The organism is Lentzea sp. NPDC055074 (genome assembly GCF_053608005.1).
In genome coordinates, this window is record NZ_JBSGUQ010000005.1 from 124948 (window position 1) to 143753 (window position 18806).

Consider the following 18806-nt stretch of genomic DNA (forward strand, 5'->3'; position numbering starts at 1 on the left):
CAGGTTGCAGGTAGAGCGAAGGGACCGCAGAGCGTGAAACTCCCACCCCCCGACCACGTCCTCAGCCCGCACACCGGTTTCACCCGTGACCACTGGCTCGCGGCGGCCGACGGCCTGCTCGCGGCTGCCTGGCGGCACGCGTCTCCCGACCAGGCCTTCCTCGACCTGCCGGGCCGTCCCTCGCGCAGCGGCGTCCGGTCGGACGGCCTCGAGGGCTACGCCCGCACGTTCCTCGCGGCCGCCTTCCGCACCGCGCACGACGGGGACCCGGACAACCTGCTGGAGCGCTACGCCGCGGGCCTCACCGCGGGTACGGCGGGGCAGTGGCCCGCGATCACCGACGTCGGCCAGCCCATGGTCGAGTCCGCCTCGGTGGCGCTGGGTCTGCGCCTCACCCGGCGGGACCTCTGGGACAAGCTCCCCGAGGCGGTCCAGGACCGCGCCGAGGCCTGGCTGCGGGAGGCGCTGCGGCACGTGCCGGCGGCCAACAACTGGTACTTCTTCCCGTACACCGTGGCGTCGTTCCTGGAGGCGGCGGGCCGCGGCGACGACGAGACCCGCCGGGCGAAGCAGCGCGCGATGGACCTGCTGCGGGGCTGGTACGTCGGCGACGGTTGGTACTCCGACGGCGACGGCCGCGCGTTCGACCACTACAACGGCTGGGCGCTGCACCTCTACCCGGCGCTCGACGCGTACCTCGACGGCCGGCCGGGCGACACGCACCTGCGCGAGCACCTGGAGAGCTTCCACCTGCTCTTCGGCGCGGACGGCGCCCCGCTCTACTTCGGACGGTCGCTCACCTACCGCTTCGCCGCCGCCTCCGCCGTCGCGCTCGGCGCGCTCACCCGGGACACGCCGCTGGGCTTCGGCCACTCCCGTCACCTCATCAGCAACTCGCTGAGGTACTTCCTCGACCGGGGCTCGCTCACCGACGGCCTGCTCAGCCTCGGCTGGCACGGCCCGCACGAGGCCGGTCTGCAGCCCTACTCGGGTCCGGCCTCGCCCTACTGGGCCTCCAAGGCGTTCGTCTGCCTGCTCGCCCGCCCGGATCATCCACTGTGGACCGAGACGGAGGAGGCGCCGGACGAGGACCGCACGCTCGCACTGCCGGGCCCGGGCTTGCTCATCCAGCGGCACAACGGCGTCACGAGGCTGCACAACCACGGCAGTGACCACGTCCGGCCGTTCGAGGGCGAGTACGCGACCGAGGACGACCCGCTCTACAGCCGGTTCGCCTACTCGACCACCACCGGTCCGACGTCGCGGCACAACGTCGCCGACAACCACCTCAGCCTGGTCTTCCGGGGTGACCGCAGCGTGCGCAGGCGGATCCACCCGCTGGGGGCGAAGGACAACTGGGCCGCCTCGTGGCACCGGCCGGTGTTCGACGCGAACCAGCCGATGGTGCCGGGGCTGCGGGTCGAGAGCGTCACGGCGGTGTGGGGTGACCAGGAGCTGCGGATCCACCGGGTGATCGGCGCGCCGCCCGGGACGTGGGCCGAGCTGACCGGCTGGGCCACGGACCTGCCGTCGCCGCTGAAGAACGTGCGGGGGTGGACCGGCGTGGAGTGGCGGACGGCGCCGCAGGGCACCGCCTTCACCACGACCGCGACCGTTCCGACGCTGACCGCGGACGTCGAGGGAACGGTCACGCTCGCGGCGGTGGCGGCTCTGGGCGGCACGATCGCCGAGGTGGACTGGGACGCCCGCGTGGACGAGGTCCTGAAGGCGACGCTGGACGCGTCAGGCTGACTCGCGGACCACGAGCGACGTCGGCAGGATGAGCGACGTCGGCGTGTCCCCGTCGATCAGCCGCAGCAGCATCCGGGTCATCTCCCGCCCCAGCGCGTCGATCGGCTGCCGCACGGTCGTCAGCGCCGGGGTGGTGTGCTGCGCCGTCACGATGTCGTTGAACCCCACCACCGCGACGTCCGACGGCACCGCGATCCCGCGGGCGGCCAGCACCGACAACGCCCCGGCGGCCATCGCGTCCGACGCCACGAACACCGCGTCCAGGTCGGGGAAGCGGTCCAGCAGCGACGTCATGGCCGCCGCCCCGCCCGCCTCGCTGAAGTCGGCGTGGGCGACCCGCGTGTCGTCGAGCCCGGCCAGCACGACGGCCTCGCGGTAGCCGAGGTACCGCGCCACACCGACGTGCTGGTCCTGGCCGCCGGTGATCGTCGCGATCCGCCGGCGGCCCGAGGAGATCAGGTACTCGACGGCCTCGCGCGCGCCGCCCCGGTTGTCCGCGTCGACGTAGTAGCGCGGTTCGGAGTCGAGCGAGCGGCCGCCGTGCACCACGGGGACGCCGCTCGACTCGGCCAGCGCGGACAAGGGGTCGTTCTCCTTCAACGCCAGCAGCATCACGCCGTCCGCCGCGCGCGCCCGGAAGATCCGCGAGAGCCGGGCCCGGCCTCGGTCGGACGCGGCGAGCACCAGCTGCAGCTCCAGCTCGGTCTCCTCGACCACGGCGTTGACGCCGGTGACGACCTGCGCGAAGAACAGGTTCGCGAACAGGGCCGGGTCGTCGCTCGAGATCGCCAGCACGACGGACCCGCGGCGCTGCCCGGCGAGCGACTGCGCCGTCTTGTTCGGGACGTACCCGAGCTGGTCGATCGCGCGCTCGACGGCGGCACGCGCCTTGCCGCTCACGTGCGGCGCGTTGTTGATCACCCGCGACACGGTGCCGGTGGACACCCCGGCGTGTTTCGCCACGTCGTCCACGGTCACCGGCCGGTTGTTCATGCCCACAGTCTGCCTCACACCCTGCCTCACGCCTTGATCGCGCCGTCCATGATGCCGCCGATGATCTGCTTGCCGAACAGCACGAACACCACCAGCAGCGGCACCGTCGACACGAGCGCGCCGGCGAACATCAGCGTGTAGTCGGTGTAGTAGGTGGTCGACAGCTGCGACAGCGAGAACTGCACCGTCGGGTTGTCCGCCTCCAGGACCGCGAGCGGCCACAGGAACTCGTTCCACGTCCCCATGAACGTGAACAGCCCGAGCACCGCCGCCCCCGGCCGCAACGCGGGCAGCACGACAGTCCAGTAGATCCGGAACGTCGAGCAGCCGTCCACCCGCGCCGCCTCGATCAGCTCGTCCGGCACGGCCTTCTCCGCGTACTGGCGCATCAGGAACACGCCGAACGCGGAGACCAGCGACGGCACGATGATCGCTTCGAGGCGGTTCTGCCAGCCCAGCTCCACCATGATCAGGTACAGCGGGATGATGCCCATCTGCACCGGGATCATCATGGTGCCGAGGATGACCAGCAGCAGCGCGTTGCGGCCGCGGAACCGCAGCTTGGCGAACGCGAAACCCGCCAGGGTGCTGAAGAAGACCACCGACACGGTCACCACGGCGGACGACAGGGCCGAGTTCCCCATGCCCAGCAGGAAGTTCGCCTGGTCTGCGTCGAAGAGCCTGGCGACGTTCTCGCCCAGGTTCGGGCCGGGCAGCAACGGCGGCGGCCAGTCGCCGACGACGTCGTTCGCGCGGGTCGCCACCACGAACAGCCAGTAGAGCGGGAACGCCGACAGCGCGATCGCGGCCGCCAGCGTGAGCCGGAGCATCATCGGCCCCTCCTCGTGATCAGGAAGTTCACCACGGCCAGCAGCGTGATCAGCAGGAAGATCACCCACGCCACGGCGGAGCCGTAGCCGTAGTCGAAGTCGCGGAAAGCCTTCTCGAACATGAACATCGAGACGGTCTGGAACTGCCGCAGGCTGCCGCCGGAGATCGCGAACCCGCCCTGCGCGAAGATCAGCGGCTCGGTGAACAGCTGCATGCCCGCGATCGTCGACATGATCACGGTGAACAGGATCGCCGGCCGGATGTTCGGCACGGTGATGCTGAAGAACTGCCGCACCTTCGACGCACCGTCCACAGTGGCCGCCTCGTACAGGTCCTTCGGCACCGCCTGCATCGCGGCCAGGTAGATCAGCGCGTTGTAGCCGGTCCAGCGCCAGTTCACCATCGTCGCGATCGCCGTCCACGACGACCACTTGTCGGCGTGCCAGTCGACCGGGGAGACGCCGACGAGGCCCAGCAGGCCGTTCGCCATGCCCGCGTCTCGGTCGAAGATCTGGCTGAACACGATGCCGACGGCCGCCACCGACGTCACGATCGGCAGCAGCACGCCCATCCGCAGGAACGTGAGCCCGCGCAGCTTCTGGTTCAGCAACGACGCCAGCACCAGCGCGCCGAAGAGCTGCGGCACCGTGGCCAGCACGAGCATGCCGACCGTGTTGAACGTGGCGTTCCAGAAGTCCGGGTCGCCGAACAGGGTCGCATAATTGTCGAGGCCGACGAACCCGTCCTGCCCGGCGATGTCCCACTCGTGCAACGACACCCAGGCCGTGTACACGAGTGGGAACAGCCCGAACGCCGCGAAGATCACGAAGAAGGGCGCGACGTACAGGTACGGCGCCCACTTCGAGTCGAGAGACTTCACTTGACCAGCCGCTGGGCGTCGTCGACGGCCTTGGTCCACGCGTCGGCGGGCGAGAGCTTGCCCTGCTCGACGGCGGTCAGCGCGTTCGCCACCCGGTCGTTGATCGCGATGTTGTCCGGCCCGAGGTAGACGGGCTCGAGCGCCTTGACGCTCTCGCCGAAGATCTTGCCGACCGGCGCGTCGCTGAAGTACGGGTTGGTGAAGTCGCGCACCGCCGGGTCGTCGATGGCCTGCGGCGACGACGGGAAGTTGTTCTTCGACTTGAACGCCGAGGTCTGACCCTTCGCGCTGGTCAGGAACTTCGCCAGCTCGGCGGCCTCCTTCTGGTGCTTGCTCTGCTTCGGCACCGCGAGGAACGAACCGCCGCGCACCGCGCCGTCACCGGGCACGCGCGTGACGTCCCACTTGCCCTTGAGCTCCGGCCCGGACTGCTTCTCGATGGTGCCGAGCATCCAGGACGGGCACGGGATCGTGGCGAACGCGCCGTTCTTGAAGCCCGCGTTCCACTGAGGACTCCACTGGTCGACGTTCGCGGACAGGCCCGCCTCGATCATCTTGATCGTGGTGTCCCACGCCGTGCGCACGGCCGGGTTGCTGTCGATCACGAGCTTGTTCGACGCGTCGTAGTACGTGTGGTCACCCTGCTGCATCAGCACGTTCTGGTAGACGCCATCGGCCGAGTCGAAGAACTTGGCGCCCTTGAACGACTTCCCGACCTCGACGTACCTGTCCCACGTGGGCCACAGCGCGCCGACCTGCTCGCGGTCGCTCGGCAGGCCCGCGGCCTCGAACAGGTCCTTGCGGTAGCACATGCCCTGCGCGCCGACGTCCGTGCCGAGTCCGACGATCTTGCTGTCGCGCGTGACGGCCTGCTTCCACTTCCACGGCAGGAAGTTCGGCTCCAGCTCGGCCGCGCCGTGCTCGCGCAGGTCGGCGAACTGGTCGGGCTTGGCCATGAACTGGACGAGGATGCCCTCCTCCAGCGCCACCACGTCGCCCGCGCCCTTGCCGGTCTGCATCCACTGCTGCAGCTTCGGCGAGTAGTCGCCGAGCTTGCCGATGTTCTCCTCCTTGATCTTCACGCCGGGGTGCGCGGCCTCGTACTCGCGGTAGAGGTCCTCGTAGCCGAACTGGCTGAAGGTCTTGACGACGAGGGTGGTGTCGCCGTCGGTGGCCTGCGCACCGCAGCCCGCGAGCACGCAGACAGCGGCCAGTGCGATGAGTCTGGACAAGGTGGACCTCCAGGTTCCGGCGGTTGTTCCGGAAGCGATTACGGTCTTTTGAAGTGCTGTGATGTGGCGTACAGTTCGCCAAAATTGGAAGCGCTTCCAAAACTGTAACCACGAGATGACGCATCTGTGAAGAGGCCATCAATGTCTGCTGGACTCAGAACCACCGCCGCCGCCCTCCCGGTCGTGCTGGCGCTGGCGCTCGCCACCCCGGCGTTCGCGGCCGGGCACGAACGCGTGCTCAACGGCTCCTTCGACGCGGGCAGGACCCCGTGGTGGAGCAGCGGGAACACGCCGTCCAAGGTCGTCGACGGCCGGCTGTGCGCCGACGTTCCGGCGGGGACGGTCACCCCGTGGAGCTCGATGATCGGGCAGAACGACATCCCGCTCGAGGCCGGTCAGCCCTACGCGCTGCGGTTCACCGCGTCCGCCACGAAGGCCGTCACGGTCCGCGCGGTCGTCGGGTCGACGCTGAACAAGGCCGCGGCCCTCACGCCGGCGCCGCAGACGTTCGAGTTCACCGGGACCTCGACGGTCTCGGACATCCACCAGCAGGTGTCGCTGCAGATGGGCGGCGCGACCGAGCCGTACACGCTGTGCCTGGACGACGTGTCGCTGACCGGCGGCGCGATCCCGCCCGGCGGCGGCTGGACCTACGGCTCACCGGTGCGCGTCAACCAGCACGCCTACGACGTCGGCGGGCCGAAGCGCTCGACCGTCGTCAGCACGTCGGCGACACCCCTGGCTTGGCAGCTCAAGGACGCCATGGGCAAAACGGTCCGGAGTGGACGGACGGAGGTGCGCGGCGCGGACGCGTCGTCCGGCGACAGCGTGCACATCGCGGACTTCACCACCTACCGCAAGGCGGGCAGCGGTTTCACGCTCGTCGTCGGGCAGGACGTCTCGCAGCCGTTCGACATCTCGAACAACCCGTACGCGCAGCTCAGCAAGGACGCGCTGGCGTACTTCTACCACAACAGGAGCGGCATCCCGATCGACGCGGCACGGGTGGGGGAGAAGTACGCGCGCCCGGCCGGACACCTCGGTGACGCCTCGGTTCCGTGCCTGCCCGGTGTGTGCGACTACTCGCTGGACGTGCGCGGAGGCTGGTACGACGCGGGCGACCACGGCAAGTACGTGGTGAACGGCGCGCTCGCCGCGTGGCAGCTGATGGACTCCTACGAGGAGTCCCCGCGCCCGGACGTCCTCGACGAGGCGCGCTGGGAGGTCGAGTTCCTGATGCGCATGCAGGCGCCCAGCGGCATGGTCCACCACAAGATCCACGACCTGAACTGGTCCGCGCTGCCGACCCTGCCCCACCTCGACCCGCAACCGCGCTACCTGCACGCCGTCTCCACCGCGGCCACGCTGAACCTCGCCGCCGCGGGTGCCCGGTGCGCGCGGGTGATCCCCGATCTCGCCACCCTGTGCCGGACCGCCGCCGAACGCGCGTGGAAGGCAGCCGACGAGAACCCGGCGGTCTACGCGTCACGCGAGGACAACGTCGGCGGCGGCGCGTACGACGACACGAACGTCACCGACGAGTTCTCCTGGGCCGCAACGGAGTTGTACGCGCTCACGGGCGACCGCCGGTACCTGAGGCGGATCACCACGAAGCTGACCCAAGACGGCTTCTCCTGGAAGGACACCGGCGCGCTGGCCGACCTCACGATCCTGCGCACGCCCTCGCGCTTCCCGCTCGACAAGGTCGTCCTCGCCGAGCTCCGGCTGCTCACCGTCGCGAACGGTTACGTGAAGTCGCTGCGGCAGCAGGGGTATCCCGACCCGGCACCCGGCTACCTGTGGGGCTCCACGAGCTCCACCGCGAACGCTGCGATGATCATGGCGCGGGCGCACGACCTGACCCGGCTGCCGGTGTACCGCGACGCCGTGCTGGAGTCGTTCGACCACCTGCTCGGCCGCAACGCGGTGAACCGGTCGTTCGTCAGCGGGTACGGCGAGCAGGCCGCCCGCAACCAGCACCACCGGCACTGGGCCAACCAGCTCGACCCGAAGCTGCCCAACCCGCCCGCCGGCTCACTCGCCGGTGGCCCGAACACCGGGTTGCAGGACCCGGTGGCGCAGCAGAACCTGCGCGGCTGCTCGCCCGCCAAGTGCTACATCGACGACATCGGCTCGTGGTCGACGAACGAGGTCGCGATCAACTGGAACTCCGCACTGGCTTGGGTGGCCGCGTACGCAGATTCCCGTTAGCAGGAAGGAGATCCACAATGAAGTGGGTCATGGCTGTGGCAGCACTGCTGTTCCTCTTGCCCGCGCCCGCCCACGCGGCGAGTCCGATCGACCTGACGAGCGGTTTCTACGTGAACCCGAACTCGTCACCCGCGGTGTGGGCGCGCGCCAACCCCGGTGACGCGAGGGCGGCGCGGATCCAGGCGTCGATCGGCTCCAGGCCGATCGCGCGCTGGTTCGGCAACGACCCGAACATCGGCAGCACCGTCGCCAACTACACCGGCGCCGCGGACGGCAACGACAAGCTGCCCGTCCTCGTCGCCTACAACCTGCCCGGCCGCGACGCGTGCGGCGGTCATTCGGGCGGGGGAGCGGGGTCCGTGTCCGCCTACCGGACGTGGATCTCGGGCTTCGCGGCGGGCATCGGCACGAAACCGGCGGTGGTCGTGATCGAGCCCGACGCGCTGGGCGACTTCGAGTGCATGACGCAGACGCAGATCAACGAACGCAACGCGATGCTCGTCTACGCCACGCAGATGTTCCAGCAGAAGGCGCCCAACACCTACGCGTACCTGGACGGCGGCAACGCGGGCTGGGTCCCGGCGGCCACGATGGCGTCGCGCCTGAACGCCGCGGGCGTGCGCAACGTGCGCGGCTTCTCGGTGAACGTGTCGAACTACTACACGACCAGCGCGTCGGCGAGCTACGGCAACGCGGTCGTCTCGGCGCTGGGCGGTGGGCCGCGGTTCGTCATCGACACGAGCCGCAACGCCAACGGCGGCAACGGCGAGTGGTGCAACCCGGCCGGCCGCAGGCTCGGCGTCCCCGCGCAGGTCGGCGGCGGCGCGGAGATGCTGCTGTGGGTGAAGACGCCGGGCAACTCCGACGGCCAGTGCGGCATCGCGCCGACCGTTCCGGCCGGTCAGTTCAGCCCCGCGATCGCCATCAGGCTCATCGACGGCGTCTAGCCGGAAGAGTTCCACCCGGGGTAACGCGGCGGCGGCAGGCTCGATGAAGGGATGTGCGCCTCACCCTTCTCGCCGCCGCCGTGTTCCTGCTCGCCGCCTGCACCTCCGAGCCGCAGGCCGCCCCGACGCAGGCCCCGGCGACCCAGACGACCGTCGAGCAGCCCGCGGGCAACGGGCCGAACTGCGCGAACGCGAACTCGTCCGTCGTGGGCAAGGCGCTCAACCTGCGGTTGCAGGGCCAGCGGGAGACGGTCGACAAGGCCGTCACGACCTGCAACTACGTGGGCGCGGGCATGCCGGTCGAGGTGCGGTTCACGACGAACGCGACCGCGGCGACGTTCGCCAAGGGCAAGCCGGAGAAGGCCAAGGCCATCGAGGGCTTCCTGGACGAGGCCTACGAGGCCACGACCGGAGGCGCCGAGACCGGCCAGCACACCGTGGCCGCGCGCAAGGGCAAGACGCAGATCGAGGTGATGTCGCCCGCGGGCGTCGAGCCGTCGAAGAAGCTGATCACGGACCTGTTCGGCCGCATCTAGGCGCTGTCCTGCAAGTCTCGTTGGGCGGCAGTGGCGGCCGAGGACTCCGGAGGCGGCACCGCCGCAACGCCCGAATACGCCCGGTATGAGGGCGTCGCGGCGGCACCGCCTCCGGGTCTCTCGCCCGCGCCTGTCACCGAACGAACTTGCAGGACAGCGCCTAGACCGGCACGTCGAAGAACGACAGCACGCGGCCTCCTGGTGCGAGCCACGGCTCCACCAGAGCCCGCGCCCGTTCCGGGTCCCGGTGGAACAACCCGACCCGCACCGCGAACACCAGGTCGAACCGCCGGTCGCCGAGGTTCATGTCCTCGAGCGACGCGATGAGGAACTCGGCCTTGCCCGACGCCACGTACGCGGCGTTGCGGCGGGTCGCGGCCTCGACCATCTTCACCGAGCGGTCGATCGCGGTGAGCGTGCCGGTGGTCAGCAGCCCGCACACCATCGTGGCGGCGACGCCCTGGCCGCAGCCGATCTCCAGCACCCGCTCGGAAGGCCGGACGCCGAGCTGGCCGACCACACCCCGCAGACGCTCGCTCATGGTCCACATCATGCGTCAGCGCGGCGGGCGGGGCCACTCCCGCGGCCCCGCCGGACGACGATCAGCCCAGACCGCCCAGGTTGACCATCCAGCTGACGCCGAACTTGTCGACGAGGTCGCCGTACTCGTCGCCCCACATCTGCTTCTCCAGCGGCGTACCGACCTTGCCGCCCTCCGCCAGCGCGGTGAAGTAGTCGCGCAGCACGTCTTCGTCGCCCGACAGCGACACCGTGATGCTGGAGCCGGACCTGTACTCCATGCCGGGCGGCGTGTCGGCGGCCATGATCGTGTAGCCGAGCGTGGTCTCCAGCTGTGCGTGCATGATCTGGTCGGCCTGCGGCGTGTCCTGCATGCCGAACTCGCCGAAGGTGTTCATCTTCAGCTCGCCGCCGAAGACCGACTGGTAGAACTCCATCGCCTGGCGGGCCTGGCCGTCGAAGCTGAGGTACGGGTTGAGGCGAGTGGCCACCGGAATCGCTCCTTCTTCAGAGACGGGCCCGCATACTCGCAAACCCTTGGCATGCCTACAACTTGAACTTATTCCGTGACGCCCGAGTCACCCTGCGCGACCTTGCCCGCGTACACGAGTGTGGCCTCCGGTGTGAGCGGGTGGAACGTCCCGGCGCGCACGTCGCGGTAGGCGCGTTCCAGCGGTGAACGCCTGAAGAACGACCGTCCACCCAGGACCTCCATCGCGATGTTCACGACCTCGATCGCCTCGACGACGGCCTGGCGCTTGGCCAGCATCACGGTCGTGACGGTCTCGGCGCCCGCGGTGTAGTCGTCACCGAGCTCGTCGATCGAGCCCATCAGCGACCACCACGCGGTGCGCAGCTTGTAGTCCATCAGCCCGATCTGCCGCACGGCGTTCTTCGACGTCGACCGCACGGCCACGTCCCGCGCGCCCGCCGCGATGCCGAAGTACGTCGCCCCGCACACCGGTGCGAAGTGGACGACCGCGGCGAACAGGGGAGCGCCGAACTCGCCGTAGGGCCGGCGGGCCGCGATCTTCTCGGCCGGGACGAACACGTCCTCCAGCACGACGTCGTGGCTGGCCGTGCCGCGCATGCCGAGCGTGTCCCAGGTTTCCTCGATGCGCACGCCGTCGGCGTTCAACGGGGCGCTGAAGTGCAGCACCTCCTCGCCGAGGACGGCGCAGGTGGCCACGACGTTCGCGCGCGGCGACTGGCTGCAGAACGCCTTGCGCCCGCTCACCAGGAAGCCGCCGTCGACGGGCGTCGCCGTCGTCGTCGGCCACAGCCAGTCCGACCCGCCGCTGGTCGCGATGACCAGGCCCTCCGCGGCCACGCGCCGCAGGACGCCCTCCGCGTCCGGTGCGCCCTTGCGTCGTCGGTAGCACTGCATGAGCGTCAGGTAGAGGTGCATGGTGACGGCCAGCGCGGTGGCGCCGTCGTGCCGCGCGAGCTCGGCCTGCGCGTAACAGACCTGGCGCATCGTGGCGCCGAGCCCGCCCAGTTCCTCGGGTACGGCCAACGCCAGATAGCCCTCCTCGCGCATGGCCTCGTACGCCTCGCTCACGAACGTGGCGTCCCTGTCGTGCTCGGACGCGTGTGCCGCCGCGATCGTGCCGATGCGCGCGGCCATGTCGACGAACTTCGCGTCGCCGGCTCTGGTCACGGTGGGGAACGTGCTGGTCACCCGTGGTGCGTCAAGAGTTGTCATAGGACGACGGTAGGAACGCGCAAGCCCCGCGGGTAGTTCTGAAAGTGAACCGGACGGCGGTAACGAAACCGCCCCGGGGACGGAGACTTCCCCTGTGAGGACGTATGCGCAGTACTGCCCGATCGTCCGCGCCGTCGAGGTGCTGGGCGACCGGTGGACGTTGCTGATCGTGCGGGACATGCTCGTCGGTGCCTCGCGCTTCAACGAGCTCTCGCGCGGCCTGCCGGGACTCTCGCGGGCCCTGCTGTCGCGACGGCTGCGGCAGCTCGCGAACGCCGGCCTGGTGCAGCGCACCGGGGACGGCTACACGCTCACACCTGCCGGGCAGGCGTTGCGGCCGTTGGTGTTCGGCCTCGCCGATTGGGGCGCGCGCTACGCGTTCGGCGACCCGCGCGCCGACGAGCTCGACCCTGAGGTGCTCATGTGGTGGATGCACGGCCGCATCGACACCGGCTCGCTGAGCAAGCGCGCGAACATCGAGGTCCGCATCAACGACCGCCGCCGCACGTTCTGGCTCGTCCTCGAACCCGGCGACGCCTCGGTCTGCTACACCGACCCGGGCCTCGAGGTCGACGCCGTGCTGGCGTCCGACATCGCCACGCTCTACCGGATGTGGGAGGGGGAGTTCGAACTGCTCGACGGGGTGCGCGCGGGCACGATCGAGCTGACCGGCCCGCGCTGGGTGGTGCGCGGCCTGCCGGGCTGGCTCAAGCTCAGCCCGGTCGCCGAGATCGTCCGCGCCACGCGCGTCTGACCAGCGCGGACAAGATTCTCGAAGATTTCTGGGTCGTCGTGTCGATCCGCGCCGGTGCCCGTTCGACGCATCAGTGGAAGGACACGACAGCCCAGGAGGAACCCATGACCGCGCTCGCCACCGCCCCCGCCGCCACCGTCCGCAAGTCGGCCGCCGCCCGCCACGCCACGCTCGTGACGCGCGTGCTGACCGGCCTGCTGTTCACCGTGACCGGCCTGAACGGCTTCCTGAACTTCATGCCCGCACCGGACCCGAGCACGATGGCGCCGGCCGGGGTCGCGTTCACCACGGCGCTGTACGCGACGGGCTACATGCTGCAGCTGGCCTCGGGGGTGCAGGTCGTCGCGGGCGTCCTGCTGCTCATCGGCCGGTTCGTGCCGCTGGCCCTCGCGATCCTCGCTCCGATGGTGGTGAACATCTTCCTGATCCACCTGTTCCTGGAGCCGTCGGGCATGGTCGTGGCGTTGCTCGTCGTCGCCGCCGAGATCGGTCTGGCGTGGGCCTACCGCGACAAGTTCCGCCCGATGCTGCAGGCCCGCTAGGCCCTACCGCACGAACGTGGCCAGCATCGCCTGCACCTCGTAGACGTCGACGCCCTTGCCGAACTGCTGGGAGATCGGGGCATCCGCGCTGGAGACCCAGATCTTCAGTTCGGCGTCGAGGTCGAAGTGGCCGGCCGTCTCGACCGAGAACTGCGTGATCGCCTTGTAGGGCACGGAGTGGTACTCGACCTTCTTGCCCGTCATGCCCTGCTTGTCGACCAGGATCAGGCGCCGGTCGGTGAACAGGATCGAGTCGCGCACCAGCTGGTACGCCGCGTGGATCTGCTCACCGTGCGCCAGCAGCCGCCCGAACTCCTTCGCGGCGTCCCGCGGGTCGAGCTTCGACGCGTTCCCCATCATTCCGCTGAGAAGTCCCATACGTCCACGTTTACCAGGCTTTCCCGAAGCTTGTCCCGGTGCTGGTCCGCTCCTGTCCGAGCGTTTCCGGTCGTAGCTCGAAAGTGGATCTCAACAGCCACTCGATCGGGGAGAACGACACGATGCGCCAGCACCTCATCGGAGCCGCCGGACTGGCAGGGGCAACCGCCCTGCTCGTCGGATGTTCCAGCGCCCCAGCGCAAACCTCCACTCCGGCGGACTCGCGGCCGACCACCGAGCAGATCAAGGCGCTGTTCGCCGACTGGAACGCCTCCCTCGCAACGGGGGACGCCCAGAAGGTGGCCGATCGCTACGCTCCGAACGCGGTCCTGCTGCCCACGGTGTCGAACCAGGTGCGGTCCACGCGGGCCGAGATCGTCGACTACTTCGAGCACTTCCTGCAGGCCAGGCCGAGCGGGACGATCCTCGACTCGCACGTCGCCGTCCTGGACGCCGACGACGCGATCGACGCGGGCACCTACCGGTTCGCGCTCACCAGGGAGGGCAGGCCCGCGACCGTCGACGCCCGCTACACGTTCGTCTACGAGAAGATCGACGGGAAGTGGCTCATCGTGAACCACCACTCGTCGGCGATGCCGGAGCAAGCCTGATCCGCACGCACAGCCCGCCGGTCGACGCGGCCTCCAGCGACACCGCGCCGCCGTCGTCGGTGACGAGCTGCTTCACGATCGCGAGGCCGAGACCCGACCCGCCCCGGCCGGTGAGGCCCTGGCCGCGCCAGAACCTGTCGAACGCCCGCGCCCGGTCGGCCTCCGGCAGGCCGGGGCCGGCGTCGATGACCTCCAGCAGGCCGGGCCGCGTCGTGCGGACGAGGATCGTGGCGCCGTCCGGGGACACCTCCAGCGCGTTGGACAGCACGTTGTCGAGCACCTGCTCGAGGTGGCCGGGCGTCGCGAGGACGCGGATGTCGAAGCCCTCGCTGACGAGCGAGAGCGAGCGTTCGTCCGCGGCGGCGCGCCACGCGGTGAACCGTTCCGCGACAACGTCGAGCACCTGCACCGGTTCGGGGTGGGCGACGTCGGCCTCGGCGCGGGCCAGCGCCAGCAGACCGTTGACCAGCCTGGACATCCGCACGACCTCGGCCGTCGCCATCTCGACGTCCTCGCGCACCGTCGGGTCGTCGACGCCGTCGGCCACGTTGTCGAGGCTGAGCCGCAGCGCGGTGAGCGGCGTGCGGAGCTGGTGCGAGGCGTCGCCGATGAACGCGCGCTGCGAGCCGACCAGCGTGCCGATCGTCTCGGTCGCGGTGTTCAGGGTGCGGGCGAGCGTGCGGGTCTCGGGCGGCCCCGTCTCCTCGGCCCGCGCCGTCAGGTCGCCGTCGCGCAGCCTGCCCGCCATCGCGTTGAGGTCGCGCAACGGCCGGGTGAGCCTGCGTGCCAGCCACAGCCCCAGGAACGCCGCCACGATCAGCACGCCCACGGCGAGCGCGGCGCGGAAACCCCAGATCTGCCACAGCCTCTGCGTGATCGGACCGTCCGGATAGGACAGCTGGATCGCGCCGGCGACCGTGCCGTCGGGCGCCGTCGCCGGCACCGTGAGCTTCAGGCCCTCGTCGTCCCAGACCACCCCGCCGGGCTCCGGCCCGAGGACGTCGATCTGGCCGGGCGTCTGGCGTTCGTAGGCGTCCACCAGCGCGCTCAACGACCGCGTGTCCCCGGAGGCGAGCAGCAGCGCCGCGGTCTCGGCCTCGCGGCGGGCGGTGTTCTCCGCGTCGCCGTAGAGCTGGTTGTTCAGCGTGAACGCCACCGGCACCGTGAACGCCGCGATCGCGATCGCCACCAGCAGCACGTAGCTCCAGACGAGCCGGCGGATCACGTGAGCACCAGCCGGAACCCCACGCCCCGCACGGTCTCCAGCGCGGCCGCGTCACCGAGCTTGCGGCGCAGCACCCCGACGTGCACGTCGAGGGTCTTGGTGGGGCCGAACCAGTTCTCGTCCCACACCGCCTCCATGATCTGCTCGCGGGTGAACACCGCGCCGGGGTCCTCGGCCAGGAACGCCAGCAGGTCGAACTCCTTCGGCGTCAGCTCGACCTCGCCGCCGTCGAGGTGCACCCGCCGCTCACGCCGGTCGATGCGCACCCGCCCGTGCTGCTGCGGTTCGGGTTCCTTCTGCGCAGGCTGCACGCGCCTGAGGACCGCCCGCATCCGCGCCACGACCTCGCGCACCCCGAACGGTTTCGTGACGTAGTCGTCCGCGCCGATCTCCAGCCCCACCACCCGGTCGACCTCGTCGGACCGCGCGCTGATCACGATGATCGGCACGTCCCCGCGCGCCCGCAGCTCACGGTAGACGTCGAGGCCGTCCACGTCGGGCAGCCCGAGATCGACGAGCACCAGCGCGAAGTCCCCGGCCACCAGCGCCTCCGCGCCCGTGCGCACCCAGTGCACCTCGAACCCGTAGCGGGACAGCCCTCGCGTCAGCGATTCCGCGATCGGCTCGTCGTCCTCCACCAGCAGCACCCGCATGGGTGCGGATCATTCCACTGAACGCGGGAGGGCGTTCCGCAGCCGGATGCCGCTGTACTCGAGCGGACCGGCCACGACCTCGTCCACGAACGGCCACAGGTTGGCGAGCACGCGCAGTTCGATGCCCGCCTCCTCGTGCAACGCGAACAGGTCGCCGACCCTTTCCGCGGGGCCGAGCGGCACCACGGGTTCGGTCGACACCATCGCGTGCCCGCCCCCTGCACCCTCCTCGCCGAACGGCCGGAACGGCGCCGCGTCGAAGCGGTACGCGTACAGCTCCACGGTCCGCATCCGCTCCAGCCACCCGTACTCGATCGCGTGCACCCTGGCCGTCCCGGCGATGGTGAGCACGCGCGGGCACTGACGGGGGAACCAGTAGTCGGGGGAGCGGCGCGCGTCCACCGCCCACACGTACTCGTCGGCCTGCCGCGCGGTCGCCGCCACGTGCGGCACGAACCGGGTGATCGAAGGGTCCTCGGAGAAGTGCAACACCTGATCGTGTTCGGGCCGCATGTGGTCATACTGGCGCGCATGCGGAGGCTGACGCTCGCGGTTTTGCTGCTCCTCGCCGCCTGCTCCCCAGGTGGCGACGACAACTCGGTCGGTTTCACCGCCGTAGACCTCACGGCGACCCCGGAAGCGTTGGCCGCGCACGGCGAATCGCTGGTCATCGGCACCCGCCCGTCCGATCACCCCGAACTCGTCACGCGCACCAAGGACGGCACGATCGCCAACTCCCGGCTGACCCCCGCGACCCCGTACGGCAAGGAAGCGCACTGGTACGGCATCACCTCCGACGGCACCACGATCACCGGCGTCGGTGGTGAACGCGGTGGGGCGCACGGCAACGTCCGCTGGAGCGCCTGGACCGGCGACACCCGTGCCATCGACGAGAAACCACAGGCCTTCAGCACGTTCGGCGGGTACGGCGCGGGCGAGCTGATCGGGCCGGTGCGGACCTCGAAAGGCCCGTTGATCATCGGCACGTGGCAGAGCGCCAAGGCGGGGCTCGACATCGCCGCCTGGACCTACGACGCCGGCACCTGGACCCGTCAGCCCTCGGCCGGCACCGTCCTCGAGAGCTCGCAGGAGCTGCTGCGCTTCCCGCTCGCCGTCACGTCCGACGGCGACGGGGCGCTGGTCGCCGGCTGGCAGATCGCGAAGGGTGAGGTGAGCGCCGCGGTCTGGAGGTTCGACGGCACCACCTGGACCACCGCCACCCTCCCGGACGGCGACGCCGCGCTGGCCGCCCGCTGCTGGGACGGCACCTGCCACGTCGTGGGCCGTGGCGAGGGCAAGCTCGTCTGGTGGTCCGGTACGGGCGCGGACTGGAAGAAGGTCACGACCCCGGAGATCCCGGTAAGCGACGACGACACCCTGGCCGCGCCGGTCGACGTCGGTGGCACGCCCACGTTGTTCGTGGATCACGGCGGTGTGAAGCTCGTGTCCGAAAAGGACGAAAGGCCCGCGGACGGCCCCTCCGGGAAGATCGTGGCGGCGGAAAAGGCGGGCGACCAGGTTTTCGTGATCGCCGGCAGTCGTCTCTGGCGCCTTTCTTAGGCTGACCTAAGCCATCTGGTCGTGCCCGCTGTGACGCGCTTCACGCCGTTCGGTCTAGCCGTCCGTGAGCTGCTCGGACGTTCTCCCTGCTCCGCATCGATGCAGTAACCGTGGACGCCTGAAGCGCTTCACAGCGTGATGCCCGGTTTCTGATCACATTGCGCTGCTTGTCCCACGTCTTCTGGTCAATGCATTCACCCAGATGCGTCACATCCATCCGTGGTGAGACAGAACTTCACGGTGAATACGGCGATCCGGCCGCACAATGGTCACGCTTGGACACACAATTGACGAGAGTCAACTGTTGATGTGGCTGTTCCACCGACCAATCCTTCACGCATGGGTGACTATGGCCCGGTCAGTGGGCCTCCACGCAATGGTGGGGGTGGGCAGCGGTCCGCCAGAACGGCGGTTAATCTCTTGCAACTCGTCCACTGCAATCCAGTGAGCCGACGTCGCAACCACCGGGGAGAGGACTGAACACGGGTGGCCGGATTTCTGTTGCGGCGGTTGGTCAACTACGTGGTGCTCGCCCTAGTGGCGACGTTCCTCGCGTTCACGTTGGCCTCCGCCACCTTTGACCCGATCGGGGTGTTGCAACAACGCAACCCACCGCCGCCGGCGGCATCGATCGAGGCGAAGAAAGTAGCCCTCCACCTCGATCAGCCGATCCCCCAGCGGTTCGTGACCTGGATGAGCGGGGTGGTGCAGGGCGACTTCGGTCGCACCGTCGCCGACCGCCCGATCACCGACGAGCTCGGCCGGCGCGTCGGCGTGAGTCTGAGGCTGTTCCTGCTCGGCATCACCTTCGGCATCGTCTTCGGCGTGCTGCTCGGTGTGGTGAGCGCGATCCGGCAGTACAAGTTCAGCGACTACTTCGCGACCTTGTTCAGCTTCATACTGCTGTCCATGCCGGTCCTGGTGCTCGGACCGTTGCTCAAGATGGGCGCCCAGGGCCTCAACGACGCGATCGGCAGCAACGTGCTGATCTTCGTCGGTGAGACGACACCGGGCTTCCAGGGCAACTGGTTCGAACAGCTCGGAGACCGGCTGCAGCACCTGGTCCTGCCGACGCTCGCGATCGCGCTGGGTCAGATCGCCTTCTACAGCCGCTACCAGCGCTCGTCGATGCTCGACGTGCTCGGCAGCGACTTCCTGCGCACCGCGCAGGCCAAGGGCCTCACGCGCCGCAAGGCGCTGTTCAAGCACGGCCTGCGCACCGCGCTGATCCCGATGGCGACGCTGTTCGCGTTCGGTTTCGGCCTGCTCGTCGTCGGTGGCACGTTCACGGAGAAGATCTTCACCTGGTACGGCATGGGCGACTGGCTGGTCGTCGGCATCGGGTCGCAGGACGCGAACATCACTGCCACGGTGACGCTGTTCGTCGCGGTGTGCGTGCTGTTCTCCGGCTGGCTCGCCGACGTGCTGTACGCCGCGCTCGACCCCCGAATCCGCGTGAACTAGGCAAGGTGACGAC

At 69.6% G+C, this 18806-nt stretch carries 20 protein-coding genes; 9 read left to right on the forward strand and 11 right to left on the reverse strand.

Annotated features, from left to right (window positions below; genetic code table 11):
• Positions 1-33: 33 nt before the first annotated feature.
• Positions 34-1752 (forward strand): DUF2264 domain-containing protein, encoded by a 1719-nt coding sequence (locus ACWF7A_RS13800; RefSeq protein WP_452250790.1) that lies wholly within the window; start codon positions 34-36, stop codon positions 1750-1752.
• On the opposite strand, the gene ACWF7A_RS13805 is transcribed toward ACWF7A_RS13800, so the two are convergent.
• The 4 genes from ACWF7A_RS13805 to ACWF7A_RS13820 are packed head-to-tail and all read right to left on the reverse strand — an operon-like array spanning position 1744 to position 5688.
• On the reverse strand, positions 1744-2745 hold the full coding sequence (locus tag ACWF7A_RS13805) for a LacI family DNA-binding transcriptional regulator (protein WP_452250791.1): 1002 nt from the start codon (positions 2743-2745) through the stop codon (positions 1744-1746). The two genes, ACWF7A_RS13800 and ACWF7A_RS13805, sit on opposite strands and share 9 nt — an antisense overlap.
• A 26-nt stretch (positions 2746-2771) precedes the next feature.
• The gene (locus ACWF7A_RS13810) at positions 2772-3578 is read right to left on the reverse strand and encodes a carbohydrate ABC transporter permease (protein WP_452250792.1); all 807 of its coding nucleotides are present in this window, start codon (positions 3576-3578) and stop codon (positions 2772-2774) included.
• Positions 3575-4456 (reverse strand): carbohydrate ABC transporter permease, encoded by an 882-nt coding sequence (locus tag ACWF7A_RS13815; RefSeq protein ID WP_452250793.1) that lies wholly within the window; start codon positions 4454-4456, stop codon positions 3575-3577. The genes ACWF7A_RS13810 and ACWF7A_RS13815 overlap by 4 nt, the downstream gene beginning before the upstream one ends.
• Complete coding sequence (locus tag ACWF7A_RS13820) at positions 4453-5688, reverse strand: ABC transporter substrate-binding protein (RefSeq protein ID WP_452250794.1); 1236 nt, start codon at positions 5686-5688, stop codon at positions 4453-4455. The genes ACWF7A_RS13815 and ACWF7A_RS13820 overlap by 4 nt, the downstream gene beginning before the upstream one ends.
• 141 nt (positions 5689-5829) lie before the next feature.
• Between ACWF7A_RS13820 and ACWF7A_RS13825 the strand changes: the two genes are divergently transcribed.
• The 3 genes from ACWF7A_RS13825 to ACWF7A_RS13835 are packed head-to-tail and all read left to right on the forward strand — an operon-like array spanning position 5830 to position 9382.
• Positions 5830-7899, forward strand: a complete 2070-nt coding sequence (locus tag ACWF7A_RS13825) for a glycoside hydrolase family 9 protein (RefSeq protein ID WP_452250795.1) — start codon at positions 5830-5832, stop codon at positions 7897-7899.
• 17 nt (positions 7900-7916) lie between these two features.
• Complete coding sequence (locus ACWF7A_RS13830) at positions 7917-8846, forward strand: glycoside hydrolase family 6 protein (protein ID WP_452250796.1); 930 nt, start codon at positions 7917-7919, stop codon at positions 8844-8846.
• 53 nt (positions 8847-8899) lie between these two features.
• Positions 8900-9382: a hypothetical protein gene (locus ACWF7A_RS13835; protein ID WP_452250797.1), complete on the forward strand. Its 483-nt coding sequence runs from the start codon at positions 8900-8902 to the stop codon at positions 9380-9382.
• Between the two features lie 160 nt (positions 9383-9542).
• On the opposite strand, the gene ACWF7A_RS13840 is transcribed toward ACWF7A_RS13835, so the two are convergent.
• The 3 genes from ACWF7A_RS13840 to ACWF7A_RS13850 all read right to left on the reverse strand — a co-directional run bounded on the left by ACWF7A_RS13840 (position 9543) and on the right by ACWF7A_RS13850 (position 11606).
• A complete protein-coding gene (locus tag ACWF7A_RS13840) occupies positions 9543-9923 on the reverse strand; it encodes a class I SAM-dependent methyltransferase (protein ID WP_452250798.1) in 381 nt (126 codons plus the stop codon).
• Between the two features lie 61 nt (positions 9924-9984).
• The gene (locus ACWF7A_RS13845; RefSeq protein ID WP_452250799.1) at positions 9985-10392 is read right to left on the reverse strand and encodes a VOC family protein; all 408 of its coding nucleotides are present in this window, start codon (positions 10390-10392) and stop codon (positions 9985-9987) included.
• A 68-nt stretch (positions 10393-10460) separates the two neighbouring features.
• Positions 10461-11606, reverse strand: coding sequence for an acyl-CoA dehydrogenase family protein (locus tag ACWF7A_RS13850; RefSeq protein WP_452250800.1), 1146 nt, complete (start codon positions 11604-11606; stop codon positions 10461-10463).
• 94 nt (positions 11607-11700) lie between these two features.
• Here ACWF7A_RS13850 and ACWF7A_RS13855 point away from each other — a divergent pair, with 94 nt between their 5' ends.
• Together ACWF7A_RS13855 and ACWF7A_RS13860 are read left to right on the forward strand one after the other, a co-directional pair.
• Positions 11701-12360 (forward strand): winged helix-turn-helix transcriptional regulator, encoded by a 660-nt coding sequence (locus ACWF7A_RS13855; RefSeq protein WP_452250801.1) that lies wholly within the window; start codon positions 11701-11703, stop codon positions 12358-12360.
• Between the two features lie 104 nt (positions 12361-12464).
• Entirely contained in the window at positions 12465-12902 is a 438-nt protein-coding gene (locus ACWF7A_RS13860) for a DoxX family membrane protein (RefSeq protein WP_452250802.1), read from the forward strand.
• Positions 12903-12905: 3 nt separating this feature from the next.
• Here the strand turns inward: ACWF7A_RS13860 and ACWF7A_RS13865 are convergent, their stop codons facing one another.
• Positions 12906-13280, reverse strand: coding sequence for a PH domain-containing protein (locus ACWF7A_RS13865; protein ID WP_452250803.1), 375 nt, complete (start codon positions 13278-13280; stop codon positions 12906-12908).
• Between the two features lie 83 nt (positions 13281-13363).
• Here ACWF7A_RS13865 and ACWF7A_RS13870 point away from each other — a divergent pair, with 83 nt between their 5' ends.
• The gene (locus ACWF7A_RS13870) at positions 13364-13891 is read left to right on the forward strand and encodes an SgcJ/EcaC family oxidoreductase (protein WP_452250804.1); all 528 of its coding nucleotides are present in this window, start codon (positions 13364-13366) and stop codon (positions 13889-13891) included.
• Here the strand turns inward: ACWF7A_RS13870 and ACWF7A_RS13875 are convergent.
• The 3 genes from ACWF7A_RS13875 to ACWF7A_RS13885 are packed head-to-tail and all read right to left on the reverse strand — an operon-like array spanning position 13848 to position 16282.
• Entirely contained in the window at positions 13848-15116 is a 1269-nt protein-coding gene (locus ACWF7A_RS13875) for an ATP-binding protein (protein ID WP_452250805.1), read from the reverse strand. The genes ACWF7A_RS13870 and ACWF7A_RS13875 overlap by 44 nt on opposite strands.
• Positions 15113-15769, reverse strand: coding sequence for a response regulator transcription factor (locus ACWF7A_RS13880; protein ID WP_452250806.1), 657 nt, complete (start codon positions 15767-15769; stop codon positions 15113-15115). Before ACWF7A_RS13880 ends, ACWF7A_RS13875 begins: the two co-directional genes overlap by 4 nt.
• Positions 15770-15778: 9 nt before the next feature.
• The gene (locus tag ACWF7A_RS13885) at positions 15779-16282 is read right to left on the reverse strand and encodes a DUF6886 family protein (RefSeq protein ID WP_452250807.1); all 504 of its coding nucleotides are present in this window, start codon (positions 16280-16282) and stop codon (positions 15779-15781) included.
• Between the two features lie 18 nt (positions 16283-16300).
• Here ACWF7A_RS13885 and ACWF7A_RS13890 point away from each other — a divergent pair, with 18 nt between their 5' ends.
• Together ACWF7A_RS13890 and ACWF7A_RS13895 are read left to right on the forward strand one after the other, a co-directional pair.
• A complete protein-coding gene (locus ACWF7A_RS13890; protein WP_452250808.1) occupies positions 16301-17329 on the forward strand; it encodes a hypothetical protein in 1029 nt (342 codons plus the stop codon).
• A 486-nt stretch (positions 17330-17815) separates the two neighbouring features.
• Positions 17816-18793: an ABC transporter permease gene (locus tag ACWF7A_RS13895; protein WP_452250809.1), complete on the forward strand. Its 978-nt coding sequence runs from the start codon at positions 17816-17818 to the stop codon at positions 18791-18793.
• Positions 18794-18806 lie beyond the last annotated feature (13 nt).

Bases quoted from the DNA above. Each gene is read 5' to 3' on its own strand.
- ACWF7A_RS13805 (WP_452250791.1), bottom strand. From the start codon at position 2,745: ATGAACAACCGGCCGGTGACCGTGGACGACGTGGCGAAACACGCCGGG.
- ACWF7A_RS13810 (WP_452250792.1), bottom strand. From the start codon at position 3,578: ATGATGCTCCGGCTCACGCTGGCGGCCGCGATCGCGCTGTCGGCGTTC.
- ACWF7A_RS13825 (WP_452250795.1), top strand. From the start codon at position 5,830: ATGTCTGCTGGACTCAGAACCACCGCCGCCGCCCTCCCGGTCGTGCTG.
- ACWF7A_RS13830 (WP_452250796.1), top strand. From the start codon at position 7,917: ATGAAGTGGGTCATGGCTGTGGCAGCACTGCTGTTCCTCTTGCCCGCG.
- ACWF7A_RS13840 (WP_452250798.1), bottom strand. From the start codon at position 9,923: ATGAGCGAGCGTCTGCGGGGTGTGGTCGGCCAGCTCGGCGTCCGGCCT.
- ACWF7A_RS13850 (WP_452250800.1), bottom strand. From the start codon at position 11,606: ATGACAACTCTTGACGCACCACGGGTGACCAGCACGTTCCCCACCGTG.
- ACWF7A_RS13860 (WP_452250802.1), top strand. From the start codon at position 12,465: ATGACCGCGCTCGCCACCGCCCCCGCCGCCACCGTCCGCAAGTCGGCC.
- ACWF7A_RS13865 (WP_452250803.1), bottom strand. From the start codon at position 13,280: ATGGGACTTCTCAGCGGAATGATGGGGAACGCGTCGAAGCTCGACCCG.
- ACWF7A_RS13880 (WP_452250806.1), bottom strand. From the start codon at position 15,769: ATGCGGGTGCTGCTGGTGGAGGACGACGAGCCGATCGCGGAATCGCTG.
- ACWF7A_RS13885 (WP_452250807.1), bottom strand. From the start codon at position 16,282: ATGCGGCCCGAACACGATCAGGTGTTGCACTTCTCCGAGGACCCTTCG.
- ACWF7A_RS13890 (WP_452250808.1), top strand. From the start codon at position 16,301: ATGCGGAGGCTGACGCTCGCGGTTTTGCTGCTCCTCGCCGCCTGCTCC.